Annotated in this window: 14 protein-coding genes; 8 read left to right on the top strand and 6 right to left on the bottom strand. The window is 65.7% G+C overall.

All coding sequences use genetic code 11. The annotated features are described in order from the left end of the window. Positions 1-5: 5 nt before the first annotated feature. From BM269_RS02570 to BM269_RS02555, 4 genes are read right to left on the bottom strand one after another with little or no spacing between them, the layout of a single operon-like run. Positions 6-905: a class I SAM-dependent methyltransferase gene (locus BM269_RS02570; RefSeq protein WP_090435451.1), complete on the bottom strand. Its 900-nt coding sequence runs from the start codon at positions 903-905 to the stop codon at positions 6-8. Further along, a complete protein-coding gene (locus tag BM269_RS02565) occupies positions 902-2866 on the bottom strand; it encodes an NAD-dependent epimerase/dehydratase family protein (RefSeq protein WP_090435450.1) in 1965 nt (654 codons plus the stop codon). Before BM269_RS02565 ends, BM269_RS02570 begins: the two co-directional genes overlap by 4 nt. Before the next feature lie 4 nt (positions 2867-2870). Further along, a complete protein-coding gene (locus BM269_RS02560; RefSeq protein WP_090435449.1) occupies positions 2871-3755 on the bottom strand; it encodes a transketolase family protein in 885 nt (294 codons plus the stop codon). Continuing rightward, on the bottom strand, positions 3752-4546 hold the full coding sequence (locus BM269_RS02555; RefSeq protein WP_090435448.1) for a 1-deoxy-D-xylulose-5-phosphate synthase N-terminal domain-containing protein: 795 nt from the start codon (positions 4544-4546) through the stop codon (positions 3752-3754). The genes BM269_RS02560 and BM269_RS02555 overlap by 4 nt, the downstream gene beginning before the upstream one ends. A gap of 237 nt (positions 4547-4783) precedes the next feature. Between BM269_RS02555 and hutU the strand changes: the two genes are divergently transcribed. From hutU to BM269_RS02515, 8 genes are all read left to right on the top strand, one after another. Continuing rightward, positions 4784-6490, top strand: a complete 1707-nt coding sequence (hutU, locus tag BM269_RS02550) for a urocanate hydratase (protein ID WP_090435447.1) — start codon at positions 4784-4786, stop codon at positions 6488-6490. A 29-nt stretch (positions 6491-6519) separates the two neighbouring features. After that, entirely contained in the window at positions 6520-8061 is a 1542-nt protein-coding gene (hutH, locus tag BM269_RS02545; protein WP_090435446.1) for a histidine ammonia-lyase, read from the top strand. 9 nt (positions 8062-8070) lie between these two features. Further along, positions 8071-8859, top strand: coding sequence for an N-formylglutamate deformylase (gene hutG, locus BM269_RS02540; protein WP_090435445.1), 789 nt, complete (start codon positions 8071-8073; stop codon positions 8857-8859). Continuing rightward, positions 8856-10223, top strand: coding sequence for a formimidoylglutamate deiminase (locus BM269_RS02535; RefSeq protein ID WP_090435444.1), 1368 nt, complete (start codon positions 8856-8858; stop codon positions 10221-10223). Before hutG ends, BM269_RS02535 begins: the two co-directional genes overlap by 4 nt. Continuing rightward, positions 10220-10804: a HutD/Ves family protein gene (locus BM269_RS02530; protein WP_090435443.1), complete on the top strand. Its 585-nt coding sequence runs from the start codon at positions 10220-10222 to the stop codon at positions 10802-10804. The genes BM269_RS02535 and BM269_RS02530 overlap by 4 nt, the downstream gene beginning before the upstream one ends. 5 nt (positions 10805-10809) lie before the next feature. Next, the gene (hutI, locus tag BM269_RS02525; RefSeq protein ID WP_090435442.1) at positions 10810-12066 is read left to right on the top strand and encodes an imidazolonepropionase; all 1257 of its coding nucleotides are present in this window, start codon (positions 10810-10812) and stop codon (positions 12064-12066) included. A 5-nt stretch (positions 12067-12071) separates the two neighbouring features. Next, the gene (locus BM269_RS02520; protein WP_373994374.1) at positions 12072-13589 is read left to right on the top strand and encodes a glycine betaine ABC transporter substrate-binding protein; all 1518 of its coding nucleotides are present in this window, start codon (positions 12072-12074) and stop codon (positions 13587-13589) included. 418 nt (positions 13590-14007) lie between these two features. Then, on the top strand, positions 14008-14274 hold the full coding sequence (locus BM269_RS02515) for a hypothetical protein (protein ID WP_090435441.1): 267 nt from the start codon (positions 14008-14010) through the stop codon (positions 14272-14274). On the opposite strand, the gene BM269_RS02510 is transcribed toward BM269_RS02515, so the two are convergent. Both BM269_RS02510 and BM269_RS02505 read right to left on the bottom strand, forming a co-directional pair. After that, positions 14271-14753: a GNAT family N-acetyltransferase gene (locus tag BM269_RS02510; RefSeq protein WP_090435440.1), complete on the bottom strand. Its 483-nt coding sequence runs from the start codon at positions 14751-14753 to the stop codon at positions 14271-14273. The two genes, BM269_RS02515 and BM269_RS02510, sit on opposite strands and share 4 nt — an antisense overlap. Beyond that, the gene (locus BM269_RS02505; protein WP_090435439.1) at positions 14750-15691 is read right to left on the bottom strand and encodes a DMT family transporter; all 942 of its coding nucleotides are present in this window, start codon (positions 15689-15691) and stop codon (positions 14750-14752) included. The genes BM269_RS02510 and BM269_RS02505 overlap by 4 nt, the downstream gene beginning before the upstream one ends. Between the last annotated feature and the right edge of the window lie 82 nt (positions 15692-15773).

The following is a 15773-nucleotide window of genomic DNA, read 5'->3' as shown; positions in this document are numbered from 1 at the left end:
CCCGGTCAGCGCGGCTTGAAGCCGACGGCCAGCAGATTGCCGACGTTCATGGCCAGCTGGCGGTCGGCCAGGCCGAGCCGCTCAAGCAGGCGCAGCAGCACGCCCTTGGCGCCTGCCGGTAGCGGGGTCAGGCGCAGCCAGTAGCGCAGCGGGTAAGCGTTGCGGATCGGCTGCAGCGCGATGCGTTCGAAGCCGCTGCGCTCGAGCAAGGTGCGCAGGGCGCGCGGGCTGAACAGTTGCAAGTGCTCGACGTCGATGATTGGCGAACGCCGGCCGAGCAGGCGGTTCAGCGGCGCGCGCCAGTCGTGCACCACCAGCGCGATGGCGCCGCCCGGCTCCAGCAGGCCGTGCGCGGTGCCGACGAACTGGCCCGGGTCGGGCAGGTGCTCGAGCGTCATGAAAGAGGTGATCAGGGACACGCTCTCGCCTTCCAGCAGCGCGCGGCAGAACATGCCTTCGCGCAGCAAGGGCCGCACGGCAGGCGGGGCGGCCTCGATCGCGGCGCGCGACGGTTCGATGCCGATCGCCGGATGGAAGCCCTGCTCCTGGAAGAACGGCAGCAGCGGCCCGCTGCCGGCGCCGACGTCGACCGCGCCGTGGCGCGCGGCCAGGGCCGGCAGGTGGGCGCGCAGGGCGGCGGCATAGGTGCGCGCGGCGGCCATGGCTTCGGGGCCGGAGTCGAACGCGGCCTCGCCGTAGGCCGCGTGCAGGAACTCCTCGCTGGGCGGGGTGGGGGCGTACACCAGGTCGCAGCCATGGCAGCGCACCAGGCGCAGGCACATGAATTCGGGCGGCTTGCGCGAGGCGTAGGTCAGGGCGCCAACCCGCGCCGGGTCGATGCGCTCGTCGGCGAAGCGCGTGTAGTGGCGGCCCTGGCAGACCGGGCAGGCGCGCTCGGTGCTCATCGCTGGCTCCGCGGGTCGGCCGGGCGGATGGTGCCGCGCACGGTCAGGCTGCGCCGGATGAAGGCCGGGCGCGCCTTGGTTTCTTCGAAGATCTTGCCGATGTATTCGCCCAGCAGGCCAATCCCCAGCAGGGTGAAGGAGCCGAAGAACATCACCAGCAGCGACAGGAAGGTGACGCCGCGCGGCACATGCTCGGCATCGACAATGCGCACCAGGATGGTGAAGATGGCCAGCAGCACCGTGGCGAAACTGGCCAGGCCGCCCACCGCGGTCAGCAGGTGCAGCGGCATGCGCGAGAAGGAGAAGATGCCCTTCTTGGCCCAGCCGATGTTCTTGATCCAGTTGTTGGTGCTGACGCCGAACATGCGTTCCGGCCGCACATAATCGACCCCTTCCTGGCGGAAGCCGACATAGGCGCGCAGCCCGCGCAGGAAGGAGTCGCGTTCCTGGCACTGCAGCAGCCAGTACACCACGCTGCGGTCGATCAGGGAAAAGTCGCCCGCATCCTTCGGCACCGGCACTTCGCTCATCGCGGCAAACAGGCGGTAGAAGGCGCGGTAGCACGCTTCCACCAGCACCGGCATTTCGCGCTTGATGCGGCGGCCGTAGACCACGTCGGCCCCGGCGCGCCAGCGTTCGACGAAGGCTTCGATCAGTTCCGGCGGATCCTGCAGGTCGCCATCCATCAGCACCACGGCCTCCTTGCTGGCGATGCCCATGCCGCTGCGGAAGGCCGCTTGCGAGCCGAAGTTGCGCGAGTGGTTGATGCCGATCACGTGCGGGTCGCGCGCGCTGATTTCGCGAATGACTTCGGCCGAATCGTCGGGCGAATTGTCGTTGACGAAGATGATTTCGTAATCGAGGCCCAGGCGCTCGAACACCGTGACCAGGCGCTGGTGCATGATGGGGATGGCCTGGCCGTCGCGGTAACAGGCGATCACGGCGGAAATCGAGTTCTTTTCCTGGCGCGACTGGCTGCGCTTGGTCAGGCGCTGGAAGTCGGCATGTTCGAGCTGGCGTTGCCACCAGTCGCGCGTCTGGCGCAAGCCGTCGGCCAGGCCGATCCTGGCGCTCCAGCCCAGCAGCTGCGCGGCCTTGCCGCTGTCGGCGTACCAATTGTCGGTATCCCAGGCGCGCCCGGCGGCCGGGTTGAAGCGCGGTTCGGTGTGCAGGCCGAAGGTGTCGATCGCAACGCTGGCCAGGTCGGCCAGTGTGGTGGCGCGGCCGCTGCCGATATTGAACGATTCGCCGGCCAGCGCTGGCCCCATCAGGCGCGCCGTATCGGCAAAGGCTTCGAGCACGTCGTCCACGTGCACGAAATCGCGGCTCACTTCGGGACGCGCCAGCACCGGCAGTTCGCCGCGCAGGCTGGTTTCGCACAGCACCGGGATCAGGCGCGAGCTGTCTTCATATGGACCGTACACCGAATACAGGCGCAGGTTGGCCACCGGCACGCCGCGCACCTTGCCGTAATAGGAAATGGCGGCGCTGGCGGCGACCTTGCTCACCGCGTAATGGCTGTTGGGCAGGGGCGCCGCGTGTTCGGCCGGCGCGGCCGAATTGAGGCCGTATTCGGACGAACTGCCGGCATGGACGAAGGCCGCCAGCTCCATCTCCGCCACTTCTTCCATCAGGCGAATGAAGCTGGTGTAGTTGGTGGCGTGCACCCGCTCGTAGTCCTGCTCGAAGGAATAGGCGCCAAACGAGGAGCAGTCGAAGATGGTGCGCGGCGCCACCCGGTGCAGCACGGAGCGCACGCTGACCGGGTCTTGCAGGTTGAGGAAGGCGATATTGGCCGACGGCACACCGTCCAGGCGCCAGGTGTCGCCGGAGAACACGGTGCCCGTCACGTCGTTGCGCACGGCCAGCAGGCGGTGCAGCAGGTTGGCGCCAATGAAGCCGCTGGCGCCCAGCACCAGCACCGGGCCGGCCAGATTTTTAAGCTTGTCTTCTAGATTCATTTTCTCAATCGGTGACCATGGTGCGGATGGCGGGGGCGTCCAGCCCGCATTCGGCGCGGTGGAAAGCCTGCGAGCCATAACGTCCGCTCGGGTAGCCGAGCGCCGGCCGGTGCACGAAGCGCCCGGCCGCCAGGCCGCGCGCGGCCAGGCTCAGGGCCAGGTGCATGCCAAGCCCGCCTTGCGCCACGTGTTCTTCCAGTACGTACAGGGGCTTGCCGGCGATCTGCTGCAGGAATTCCGGCGGGATGGCGGCTGCATCGAATTCGCACACCGCCCAGACGGCGGGCCGCTCCTCGGGCGCCACCCCGGCCAGGGCTTGCCAGGCCACGCCCGCCAATGGGCCCAGCGCCGCAATGGCGCCGCGCTGGCCGGGCAAGACTTGGCGCCAGGGCGCATAGGCCGGCACGCTGTGGCCGGCCGGCCGGGCGTCGTAGCCCAGGCGCAGGTAGGTCGGCTTGTCGAGCTGCGCCAGCAGCGCGGCCAGGTCGTCGTCGAACGCCGGCACCAGCACGCGCACCCCCAGCGCATTCATCGCCGCGCAGTCTTCCAGGGCGTGGTGGGTCGGTCCCATATGGCCATAGGCATAGCCGCCGCCATTGCCAACCAGGCATACCGGCAAGCTGCCCAGGCACAGGTCGTTGCGGATCTGTTCGAACGGGCGGGCGTAGCAAAACGGGGCGATGCTGTAGACGATCACGCGCAGCGATTCACGCGCCAGGCCGGCCGCCATGCCGACCATGTTTTGTTCGGCCACACCGGCATTGACGAAGCGCGGGCCGAACGCGGCCTGCACTGGTTCCAGGGCCATGAAGCCCAGGTCGCCGGTCAGGAAGAACCAGTCGTCGCGGTTGCATTGCGCCAGGACGGCATCGGCGAAGGCGTTTCTCACTGCCGGCCCTCCTGCTCGATGGCGTTGCGGGCAGCGTCGTACTGGGCCGCCGACAGCGGCAGGTAGTGCGATTCGAGCAAGCCTTCGAAATGCAGGCCGCGCCCCTTGACGGTCTGCAGCGTGATCACGCGCGGCGCGCCGGCGGCCGGCGCCTTGAGGGCGGCGCAGATGGCAGCGGGATCATGGCCGTCGATGTGCTGGACGTGGGCGCCGAAGGCGGCGAAGCGCGGCGTCAGGTCGGCGCAGGACATCACCTCGGCAGTGCTGCCGAAGCCTTGCATGCCGTTCTGGTCGACCAGGATGGTCAGGTTGTCGAGGCACTGGTGGACAGCGAAGTTGAGCGCCTCCCAGCAGCTGCCTTCCTGCCATTCGCCATCGGAGCATAGGCAATAGACCTGGCGCCCGCTGCCCTGGTGGCGCGCGGCCAGCGCCAGGCCGGCCGCCAGCGAGGGACCATGGCCCAGCGAGCCGGTGGCAAACAGCAGCCCTGGAATTGCCGAGCCGCTGGGGTGGCCGGGCAATAGCGTACCGTCGCGCGCAAAGCTGGCCAGCGCCGCTTCGGAGAGCTGGCCCAGGCTCCACAGCGTGGCGTACAGCGCGCCGGCCGAATGGCCTTTGGAGAGCACGAAACGGTCGGTCGGGGCCATCACCCGGTGATGCAGCGTCATCAAGGCGTCGATACACGAGAAATTGCCGCCGATATGGCCGCAGTTGGCGTCCCGGTGCAGCTGGAGCAGCCGTAACTTGGTCGCGCGCAGCAGGTCCGCGAAATTCTGTTCAGGCTGTTCCATAGTCGGTTGGTGTCATTTAAATTGCCCTACGTCACAACTTGATTCGTCAGGGCAACTTGTGGGGATAGTAACATTCTAATCTGAACCGGCGGGGGCGTCACCCACTTTGCTGGCGCGCGGCGGTGCGGCGTGCCGGGCACGCCACGAAAAAGCGTTTGACTTGGTTGTCTATACAACTTAAGCTCTGTCTATGCACGGGCTGGTGCAGGCCCGTTCTCACCAACTTGAGGAGATGACATGAGCAGCAAGCACCTGGAAACCGATCCCCGCTTCGATGCCACCCGCGACATCCGCGCCCCGCGCGGCCCGCACATGGTCTGCAAGACCTGGGGCGCCGAGGCGGCCTACCGCATGCTCCAGAACAACCTGGACAAGGAAGTGGCGGAGAACCCGCAACACCTGGTGGTGTACGGCGGCATCGGCCGCGCGGCCCGCAACTGGGAGTGCTTCGACCAGATCCTCGCTGCGCTGAAGCAGCTGGAAGCCAATGAAACCCTGCTGATCCAGTCCGGCAAGCCGGTCGGCGTGTTCCAGACCCATGAAGACGCGCCGCGCGTCCTGCTGGCCAACTCCAACCTGGTGCCGAAATGGGCCAACTGGGAGCACTTCAATGAACTGGACCGCCAGGGCCTGTTCATGTACGGCCAGATGACGGCCGGTTCCTGGATCTATATCGGCACCCAGGGCATCGTGCAGGGCACCTACGAAACCTTCGCCGAAGCAGGCCGCCAGCATTTCGGCGGCGACCTGAAAGGGCGCTGGGTGTTGACTGCGGGCCTGGGCGGCATGGGCGGCGCGCAGCCGCTGGCAGCCACCTTCGCCGGCGCCGTCTCGCTGAACATCGAATGCCAGCAATCCTCGATCGACTTCCGCCTGCGCACCCGCTACCTGGACAAGCAGGCTGCTTCCATCGATGAAGCGCTGGAAATGATCAAGCTGCACCAGGCCAATGGCGATGCCATTTCCATCGGTCTGCTGGGCAACGCGGCCGACATCCTGCCGGAGCTGGTCAAGCGCGCCAAAGCCGGCGGCATCGTGCCGGACGTGGTGACCGACCAGACTTCGGCGCACGACCTGGTCAACGGCTACCTGCCGCAGGGCTGGAGCGTGGAGCGGTGGAAGGCCGCGCAGGCCGACGCCGCGCAGCACGCCGAGCTGGTCGACGCCGCCGCCGCTTCCTGCGCGGTGCACGTGCAGGCCATGCTGGACTTCCAGGCGCTGGGCGCCAAGGTGGTCGACTACGGCAACAACATCCGCCAGGTGGCGCTGGACCGGGGCGTCCAGAACGCCTTTGACTTCCCAGGCTTCGTGCCGGCCTACATCCGCCCGCAGTTCTGCGAAGGGCGCGGCCCGTTCCGCTGGGTGGCCCTGTCCGGCGATCCGGAAGACATCTACAAGACCGACGCCAAGATCAAGGAACTGTTCCCGCACCACGCCAATGTGCACCGCTGGCTGGACATGGCGCGCGAACGCATCGCCTTCCAGGGCCTGCCGGCACGTATCTGCTGGCTGGGCCTGGGCGAGCGCCACATCGCCGGCCTGGCTTTCAATGAAATGGTGAAGAACGGCGAACTGAAGGCGCCGATCGTGATCGGCCGCGACCACCTGGACACTGGCTCGGTCGCTTCGCCCAACCGCGAAACCGAAGGCATGCGCGACGGCACCGATGCGGTGTCCGACTGGCCGCTCCTGAACGCCATGCTGAATACCGCCGGCGGCGCGACCTGGGTTTCGCTGCACCACGGCGGCGGCGTCGGCATGGGCTACTCGCAGCACTCCGGCGTGGTGATCGTGGCCGACGGCACGGAGGCGGCCGCCAAGCGCCTGGGCCGCGTGCTGGTCAACGACTGCGGCTCGGGCGTGATGCGCCACGCCGACGCCGGCTATGAATCCGCCATCGCTTGCGCCAAGCGTAATAAACTGAACCTGCCGATGATCAAATAAAACCGGTAAACGAACACGAGACACAACACATGACCCAACTGACCCTGACCCCCGGCAAACTGACCCTGGCCGACCTGCGCGCCGTATGGGCCGCCCACACCCCGATCGCCCTGGCCAAGGAAGCCTATACCGCCATCGAAGCCTCCTGCCAAGCCGTGCAGGACATCGTCGCCAAGGGCGACGCCGCCTACGGCATCAACACCGGTTTCGGCCTGCTGGCCAAGACCCGCATTCCGGACGACAAGCTGGAACAGCTGCAGCGCAACCTGATCCTGTCGCACTCGGTGGGCACCGGCGAGCTGATGTCCGACCAAGTGGTGCGCCTCTTGATGCTGACCAAGATCAGCAGCCTGTCGCGCGGCTTCTCCGGCATCCGCCCGATCGTGATCGACACCCTGGTGGCCCTGTACAACAAGGGCATCGTGCCCGCCATCCCGGCCAAGGGTTCGGTCGGCGCCTCCGGCGACCTGGCCCCGCTGTCGCACATGACCCTGGCCATCCTGGGCGTGGGCGAGGTGCGCGTGAAGGGCGAACTGGTGCAGGCTGCCGACGCGCTGAAAGCAGCCGGGATTGCCCCTGTGGTGCTGGCTGCCAAAGAAGGCCTGGCCTTGATCAACGGCACCCAGGCGTCCACCGCGCTGGCGCTGCATGGCCTGTTCATGGCCGAACGCCTGCTCGAAGCGGGCATGGTGACCGGCTCGATGTCGCTGGACGCCGCCAAAGGCTCCGATTCGCCGTTCGACGCCCGCATCCATGAAGTGCGCGGCCAGCCGGGCCAGATCGCCGCCGCCGGCATCTACCGCGAACTGGTGGACGGCAGCGCGATCCGCGCCTCCCACCTGGTGGGCGACGAGCGCGTGCAGGACCCGTACTGCCTGCGCTGCCAGCCGCAAGTGATGGGTGCCTGCTGGGACATCATCGCCAACGCCGGCCGCACCCTGCTGATCGAAGCCAACGCGGTGACCGACAACCCGCTGATCTTCCAGAACGACGACGGCCCGGTGGTGGTCTCGGGCGGCAACTTCCACGCCGAGCCGGTGGCCTTCGCCGCCGATACGCTGGCGCTGGCCATCGCGGAAATCGGCTCGATCTCCGAGCGCCGCGTTTCGCTCTTGATCGACGCCACCCTGTCCGGCCTGCCGCCGTTCCTGGTGCGTGACCCGGGCGTGAACTCCGGCTTCATGATCGCCCACGTCACCGCCGCCGCCCTGGCCTCGGAAAACAAGTCGATCGCGCATCCGGCTTCGGTGGACACCATCCCGACTTCCGCCAACCAGGAAGACCACGTTTCGATGGCCACCTACGGCGCGCGCCGCCTGCACGATATGGCGCACAATACCGCGACCATCCTCGGCATCGAGCTGCTGGCGGCGGCGCAGGGCATCGACTTCCACCGTCCGCTGAAAACCTCGGCGCAACTGGAACATGTGCATGCCCAGCTGCGTTCCAAGGTACCATTCTTCGACGCCGACCGTTTCTTCGCGCCGGACATCGAGGCAGCCAAGCAGATGGTGGTGAACGGCGACCTGAGCGCAACGTGCAAGAGCCTGTTCAGCGCCCTGCATCCGTAAGGAGGTTTCATGGACTACCGCTTCCAAGCAGGCAGTATTCCCTTGCTGGTGTCGATGCCCCACGTGGGCACCGACATTCCTGACGCCATCGCCGCGGCGATGGCGCCGGCGGCGACTGAAAAGGCCGATACCGACTGGCACCTGGTGCAGCTGTACGACTTCCTGGACGCGCTTGGCGCGTCCACCCTGTCGGCACGCTGGTCGCGCTATGTGATCGATTTGAATCGCCCGCCGGAAAACACCAACCTGTATCCCGGCCAGGACACTACCGGCCTGTGCCCGGTCGATACTTTCCACCGCGAGCCGCTGTACCTGGAAGGCCGCCAGCCCGACGCAGCGGAAGTGCAGCGCCGCCTGGCCGCCTACTGGCAGCCTTACCACACCCAGTTGCGCGCGGAGCTCGATCGCCTGCTGGCTATCCACGGCAAGGTCGTGCTGTGGGATGCCCATTCGATCGCGTCCGTGGTGCCGCGTTTCTTCGAAGGCAAGCTGCCCGACCTGAATTTCGGCACCGCCGACGGCGCCAGCTGCGATCCGGCCATGAGCGACGCCATCGCCGGCGTGGCGCGCCGCGCTGAACGCTTTACGGTGGCCGTCAACGGCCGCTTCAAGGGCGGCCACATCACGCGCTTCTACGGCAAGCCGGAGCAGGGCGTGCATGCGATCCAGCTCGAAATGTGCCAGTCCACCTACATGGACGAAGCAGCGCCGTTTGGCTACCGCAACGACCGCGCGGCCGACATCCAGCCGCTGCTGCGCCAGCTGGTGCAAACCGCCGCCGACTGGGTGCGCAAATGAAAGCCCTGTTCGCGCACCACGCGCTGCTGGCCGACGGCTGGCGCAAGAACGTCCTGCTGCAATGGGATGACCGCGGCAACTTCAGCGCGGTGCAGGCCGATGCCGTCGCGGCGCCCGGCATCCCGAACGCGCGCCTGGTCATGCCGGGCATGGTCAACCTGCACTCGCATGCCTTCCAGCGCGCGCTGGGCGGGCTGACCGAAGTGGCCGGCGATTCGAAAGACAGTTTCTGGACCTGGCGCGACCTGATGTACCGCTTCGCGCGCAACATCACGCCGGATCAGATGGAGGCCATCGCGGCCCAGTTGTACTCCGAGTGCCTGCGCCACGGCTACACCTCGATGTGCGAATTCCACTATGTGCAGCGCGCGCCGGACGGCAGCATGTATCCGCAAGCGTCGGAAACGGCGCAGCGCGTGATTGCCGCCGCGCGCCAGGCCGGCATCGGCATCACCATGTTGCCGGTGCTGTACTCGTGGGCCGGCTTCGGCGAGCAGCCCTTGAAGCCGGAGCAGGCGCGCTTTCGCACCGATGCGCGCGACGTGCTGAAGATCATCGGCGAACTGGAACCGCTGCGCGACGCCCAGGTGGAAGTCGGCGTGGCGCCGCACTCGCTGCGCGCCGCTTCGGTGGCGCAGATCCGCGAAGTGCTGGACCATCTGCCCAAAGCGCGTCCGGTGCACATCCACATCGCCGAGCAGCAGGGCGAGGTGCAGCAGTCGCTGGACTTCTCCGGCCAGCGCCCGGTGCAGTATCTTTATGAAAACCTGCCGGTCGATGCGCGCTGGTGCCTGGTGCATGCCACCCACCTGACGCCGGACGAAGTGGCCGCCATCGCGCAAAGCGGCGCAGTGGCGGGCTTGTGCCCGACCACGGAAGCCAACCTGGGCGACGGCCTGTTCCCGCTTGAAAGCTTCCTGGAGCTGGGCGGCCGCTTTGGCGTCGGCAGCGACAGCCATGTGTCGCAAAGCGCGGTGGAGGAACTGCGTTGGCTCGAATACGGCCAGCGCCTGCATCAGCAGCGGCGCAATATCGCCGTCTCCGGAACCGAGCGCCGCGTCGGCGACTTCCTGTGGCAAGCTGCCTTGCAAGGCGGGGCGCAGGCGGCGGGACGCCCGGTGGGCGCGCTGGCGGTCGGCAAGCGTGCCGACCTGATAGTGTTGGACGACGACCACCCGAATCTGGACGGAATCGACGCTGCCGATATTTTGGGATGCTTCATTTTCAGCGGAAATGATAATCTTGTCAGGGATGTGATGGTCGGCGGCCAGTGGGTGGTGCGCGGCCGGGAGCACGTGGCGCAACCGGCCATCACCACGCGCTTCAAAAAGACGCTGGCCGAACTGCGCGAGCTACGAGCATGACTCAAATCATCCAGTATGCAAGCCTGCACTCCACGCCCTGGAAGAACGGCGGCGGCAGCACCACGGAGCTGTGCGTGATGCCGCCGGGCGCCAGCTTCGACGAGTTCGAATGGCGCCTGTCGCTGGCCACCATCGCGCAAAGCGGCCCATTCTCGGTCTTTCCCGGCATCGACCGCACCCTGACCCTGGTCGAGGGCGGCGGCGTAGTGCTGGACGTCGGCAACGAACGGCGCGTGGCGCTGTCCGAGCGCGAACCGGTGATCGCCTTCCCGGGCGAGAATGCCGTCACTGCCACGGTGGAAGGCGCGCCGACCACCGACTTCAACGTGATGACCCGGCGCTCCATCTGCAACCACCAGCTGGAGCGGCGCACCATACGCGACTTTTCCACGCTGGAGCGGCGCAGTCCGACCACCGTGGTATTCCTGGCCGAAGGCGAAAGCCTGAACCTGGCCAGCACCAGCGAGCGCATTTCGCTGGTGCGCTATGATGCGGTGGTGCTGGACAAGGATGACGTGTGGACGCTGGAGGCGGGCCACGCCACCGTGTTCATTGTCGATATTTTCCCGAACGAAGAGTAAAACACATGGCAGTAGAGTGGGACCTGTTGATCACCAACGTGCACCTGGCCACCATGGTGGGCCAGGGCTATGGCGAAATCCGCGACGCCGCCATCGCGGTCGATAACGGCCGCATCGCCTGGATCGGCCGCCGCGAGGACGCCGCCGCGGCGGGCAGCGCGGAGCTCGAGCATGACGCCGGCGGCTGCTGGCTGACACCGGGCCTGATCGACTGCCACACCCATATCGTCCACGCCGGCAACCGCAGCGATGAATTCGAGGCGCGCTTGAACGGCGCCACCTACGAGGAGATCGCCCGTGCCGGCGGCGGCATCATGTCCACCGTGCGCGCCACCCGCGCTGCATCGGATGAGGAGCTGCTGCGCCAGTCGCTGCCGCGCATCGCTGCGCTGCTGGCCGAAGGCGTCACCACGCTGGAGATCAAGTCCGGCTACGGCCTGGACCTGGACTCTGAATCGAAGATGCTACGCGTGGCGCGCCGCGTCGAGGAAGTAATGCCGGTCGCGGTGCGCACCACCTTCCTCGGAGCCCATGCGCTGCCGCCTGAATTCAAGGACCGTCCCGATGATTACGTGGACGCGGTGATCGGCATGATCCCGGCGCTGGCTGCCGATGGCCTGGCCGATGCTGTGGATGCCTTCTGCGAGCGCATCGGATTCACTGCCGCGCAAACGGAGCGCGTCTTCGCCGCCGCGCGCGAACATGGCCTGCCGGTCAAGCTGCACGCCGAACAGCTGTCCGACCAGGGCGGTGCGGCGCTGGTGGCCCGCTACGGCGGCTTGTCCGCCGACCACCTGGAGCACCTGTCCGCCGAAGGCATCGCCGCCATGGATGCCGCCGGCACAGTGGCCGTACTGCTGCCCGGCGCCTATTACTTCCTGCGCGACACCACACCGCCGCCGGTTGCCGCCTTGCGCGCAGCCGGCGTGCCGATGGCCGTCGCCACCGACAACAATCCCGGCACCTCGCCGATGACATCCCTGCTGCTGGCGATGAACATGGTGTGCACGCTGTGGCGCCTGACGCCGCTCGAGGCGCTGGCCGGCTGCACCATCCACGCCGCCCGCGCACTGGGGCTGGACGGCGAGGTTGGCACGCTGGAATTGGGCAAGCGTGCCGACTTCGCGCTGTGGCAGATTGCCCGCCCGGCGGATTTGTCGTACGCCTTCGGCTTCAACCCCTGCGTCGCCGTCGTCAACCACGGCGTCTGGCGCGATCCCGTGGTCGGCATTCCCGCAGTCGCCCCTGCGGCAGGCGCCTGAACTTGCTGCGCCGCGCCGCCACTGTCTTGCTGGCCCTGGCGGCCTTCACCTTCTTTTCTTGCCCCGCCAGCGCTGATGCCACGCTGCGCATCGGTTCCAAGCGTTTCACGGAGTCCTACGTCCTGGGCGAACTGCTGGCGCAATCGGCTGCGCCGCACGCCCGGGTCGAGCATAAGCAAGGCCTGGGCAACACCGCCATCGTGCTGGCGGCACTGAAGTCCGGCAGCATCGACGTCTACCCTGAATATACGGGTACCATCAGCCTGGAAATTCTCAAGCACGCGCAACCCGCGACGCTGGAACAGATGCAGCGCGAACTGGCGGCGCAAGGCCTGGGCGTTGCCGTCCCGCTGGGCTTCAACAACAGCTATGCGCTGGCGGTGCGCGGCGACGCCGACGGCCCCCGCAAACTGAGCGAACTGGCCGCACGGCGCGAGCTGCGTTACGGCCTGTCGCATGAATTTATCGGGCGCGCCGACGGCTGGCCCGGCCTTGCCAGGCAATACGGCATCGGCGCCAGGCCGCGCGGCCTGGACCACGGCATCGCCTACGAAGCCCTGGCACGGAAGCAGGTCGACGTCATCGACATCTACGCGACCGACGCCAAGATCAGCCAATATGGCTTGCGCGTGCTGGAGGACGACCGCGCCTACTTTCCGCGCTACGACGCCGTCCTGCTGTACCGCCTCGACACCGAGCAGCGCTTTCCCGCAGCCTGGCAAGCTTTGCGCGCGTTGGAAGGCCGTCTCAGCGCTCCCGACATGATCGCCATGAATGCCGCCGCCGAATTGCGCGGCCAGCCATTCAACGCCATTGCCCACGACTGGCTCACGCGCCATGCCGCATCCGCTCCCGGCCCAGTCAGCTCCCCCACGTTCTGGCAACGCCTTTTTGCAGACGACTTCTGGCCGCTAACCCGCCAACATATCCTCCTGGTCGCGCTGTCGGTGGCCATGGCGAGCTTCGTCGGCATCCCACTCGGCATCATCGCCGCCTACCAGCCGAAACTGCGCGAACCCGTCATGGCTGCGGCAGGCATCCTGCAAACCATTCCCTCATTGGCGCTGCTGGCCATGCTGATCCCCCTGCTGGGCATGATCGGCACCATGCCAGCCTTGTGCGCGCTGTTCTTCTACGCGCTGCTGCCGATCATCCGCAACACCTGCACCGGCATCGGCGGCGTCCCGCAAGGCTTGAAGCAGGCCGCCGAAGCACTGGGCCTGCGCACCACACAGCGCCTGAAAGAGATCGAGCTCCCGCTTGCAGCGCCGGTGATCCTGGCTGGCGTGAAGACAGCCGCGGTGATGAGCGTCGGCACTGCCACGATTGCCGCCTTCATCGGTGCCGGCGGCTATGGCGAACGCATTACCACCGGACTGGCCCTGAACGACCATACGCTGATGCTGGCCGGCGCGCTGCCGGCAGCCGTCCTGGCCCTGCTCACGCAAGGCCTGTTCGAATGGATGGAAAGGGGATTTAAAGCATCAGCAGCCGCGCGCGCACCTGCTCGGCTTCATGTGTAAGTACTTGCTCCGCTAGCGCGTCATTGGCCCGTTGCGCCGCCAAGACCTGCAATTCCCGCGTATAGCGGCTCAGCAAAAAGCGCAGATAAGCCCGATAAAAAGCCTTGAACATCTTGAGTCTCCACCGAGGGCGGGACTATCCATTTTGGGAGTTTCCTCAGGGAATGTATTGAGCTAGATCAAATGTAAGCCAGGTAAGAATTTGTAAGGGACAAGGCAAGGCCGGGTCAGGGCGACTATATTGAAACCGTCGATTCATCTCCCCTCCCAACTGACACCTGGGTTTACTCTCCCTCGCCCGACCACACACGAGCCGCGAGGGATTTTTTTTGCCCAAGCGGGAACTCCAACGCCTGCGCCATATCAAAGCGTCTACGGTCGAACGGCGAACAATGGCATGACCACATCAGGAGATGCCATGGATGCGACCAAAGCTGAATCGCAGGAAGTGCGTACTCGCAATCTGGAGTTAAGAATGGAAGCCATGGCCAAAGAACCAGATCTATTGAGAGCTGAGTTCCGTGCCACGATCCTTGAGTCCGAAATGCGGATGAAGGAATATGTAGACCAGCGCTTTTCAAGGCTTGAGACGCGTGTCGACTTTCAGTTCAAGGTCGTGATGAGTCTGCATGCCGTCCAGATCGCCGGCATCATCGCCGTCGCGGTGCGTCTGTTCCAGGCCTAAGCGTTAGCCAGGGCCTGCAGCGACGGGCCAGTCACGCGGCACACGCGCCAGTCAGGCAACACATCGGCCCCCATCTGCTCGTAGAACTTGATCGCATTCACATTCCAGTCCAGCACCGACCATTCGAAGCGACCGCACTGGCGTTCGACCGCGATTTTGGCCAGCGCCGCCAGCATTTGCTTGCCGTAGCCCGCGCCGCGGCGGTTCTGTTTCACGTACAAGTCTTCCAGGTACAGGCCTTTCTTGCACAGGAAGGTGGAGAAATTATGGAAGAACAGCGCGTAAGTCACCACCTCGCCCGCTTCCTCGCCCACGATGCCTTCCACGCCCGGCTTGGCACCGAACATTTCCTGATGCAGCATGGCCTCATCGGCCACCACCAGGTGTTCCAGCTTTTCGAAAACAGCCAGTTCACGAATCATGGCCATGATGGACGCCACGTCGTCCGGACGGGCAGGGCGGATATGCAAATTGCTCATGAGGCTTTCTTCAAAGGTTTAAGGTCAACAGGAGTACGGCTGGCCGGCATCGATGGCGCCTTGAGGGCCCAGGCCACGCTGGCGATACACACCACCATGCCCAGGATTTCCATCCAGCCCGGCCGGTAATTTTCAAGGCGAATGCTCAGCAGCACAGAAATCACCGGCGTCACCACGCCGATGTATACGGCCTTTTGGGTGCCGATACGGTCGATCAGCGTGAAATAGCAGGCAAACGCAATGACGGAGCCCAGCAGCGACAAATACAGCAAGCCGCCCCAATACGAAGCCGTGGTCGGCATGACAAAGGCATCGCCCCGTACCAATGCCCACAACGCCACCAGCAGCGTGCCCCACAACATGCCCCAGGCCATGGTCAGCAGCACATTCGATTCATGCTGGCGCACCTTGACCACCAGGGTATTGCCGACCGAGCTGGCAATGGTCGCACCCAGTGCCAGTCCCAAGCCCAGGATGAAATGCCCTTGGCCGCCTGCCAATACATCGCGCAGCGACGCGGAAATCGAGTGATAGAACAGCAGCACCACGCCGCCCACCGCAGCGCTGCCGGCCGTCCAGGTACGCCAGGTCAGCGGCGTGCCGAAGGCGATGCGGTTCAGGATCGGGTTCCAGAACACCATCAGCGCAAACAGCACGGCCACCAGGGCCGACACGACGTACTGCTCGGCGTTATAGGTGCCGATATAGCTCAGGCCAAAGCTGCAGCAGCCCTGCAGGATGGTCCAGCGCTGCGCCTTCCACGACAACTTCAGCTTGTCGCCCCGCAGGAAGCACCATGCAAACAGCACGCTCGAGGCCAGCGCAAAGCGGTAAACGATGGAAACTGCGGGAGCGATTTCACCCAATTGCAGGGTAATCGCGAAGAAGGTGGAACCCCAGATAAGGCAGGCGAGAATGAAGAGTATCGGAGAAGGCATCCCGCCAGTATAAGTGTTTCTGTAATATGGCGCAGTGCGACAATCAGTGACTATTCGAGGCCAAAAAATCGGTATTATTCAA

The organism is Duganella sp. CF458 (assembly GCF_900113115.1).
Lineage (GTDB): Bacteria > Pseudomonadota > Gammaproteobacteria > Burkholderiales > Burkholderiaceae_D > Rugamonas.
This window is presented reverse-complemented; position numbering and strand designations above follow the sequence as displayed.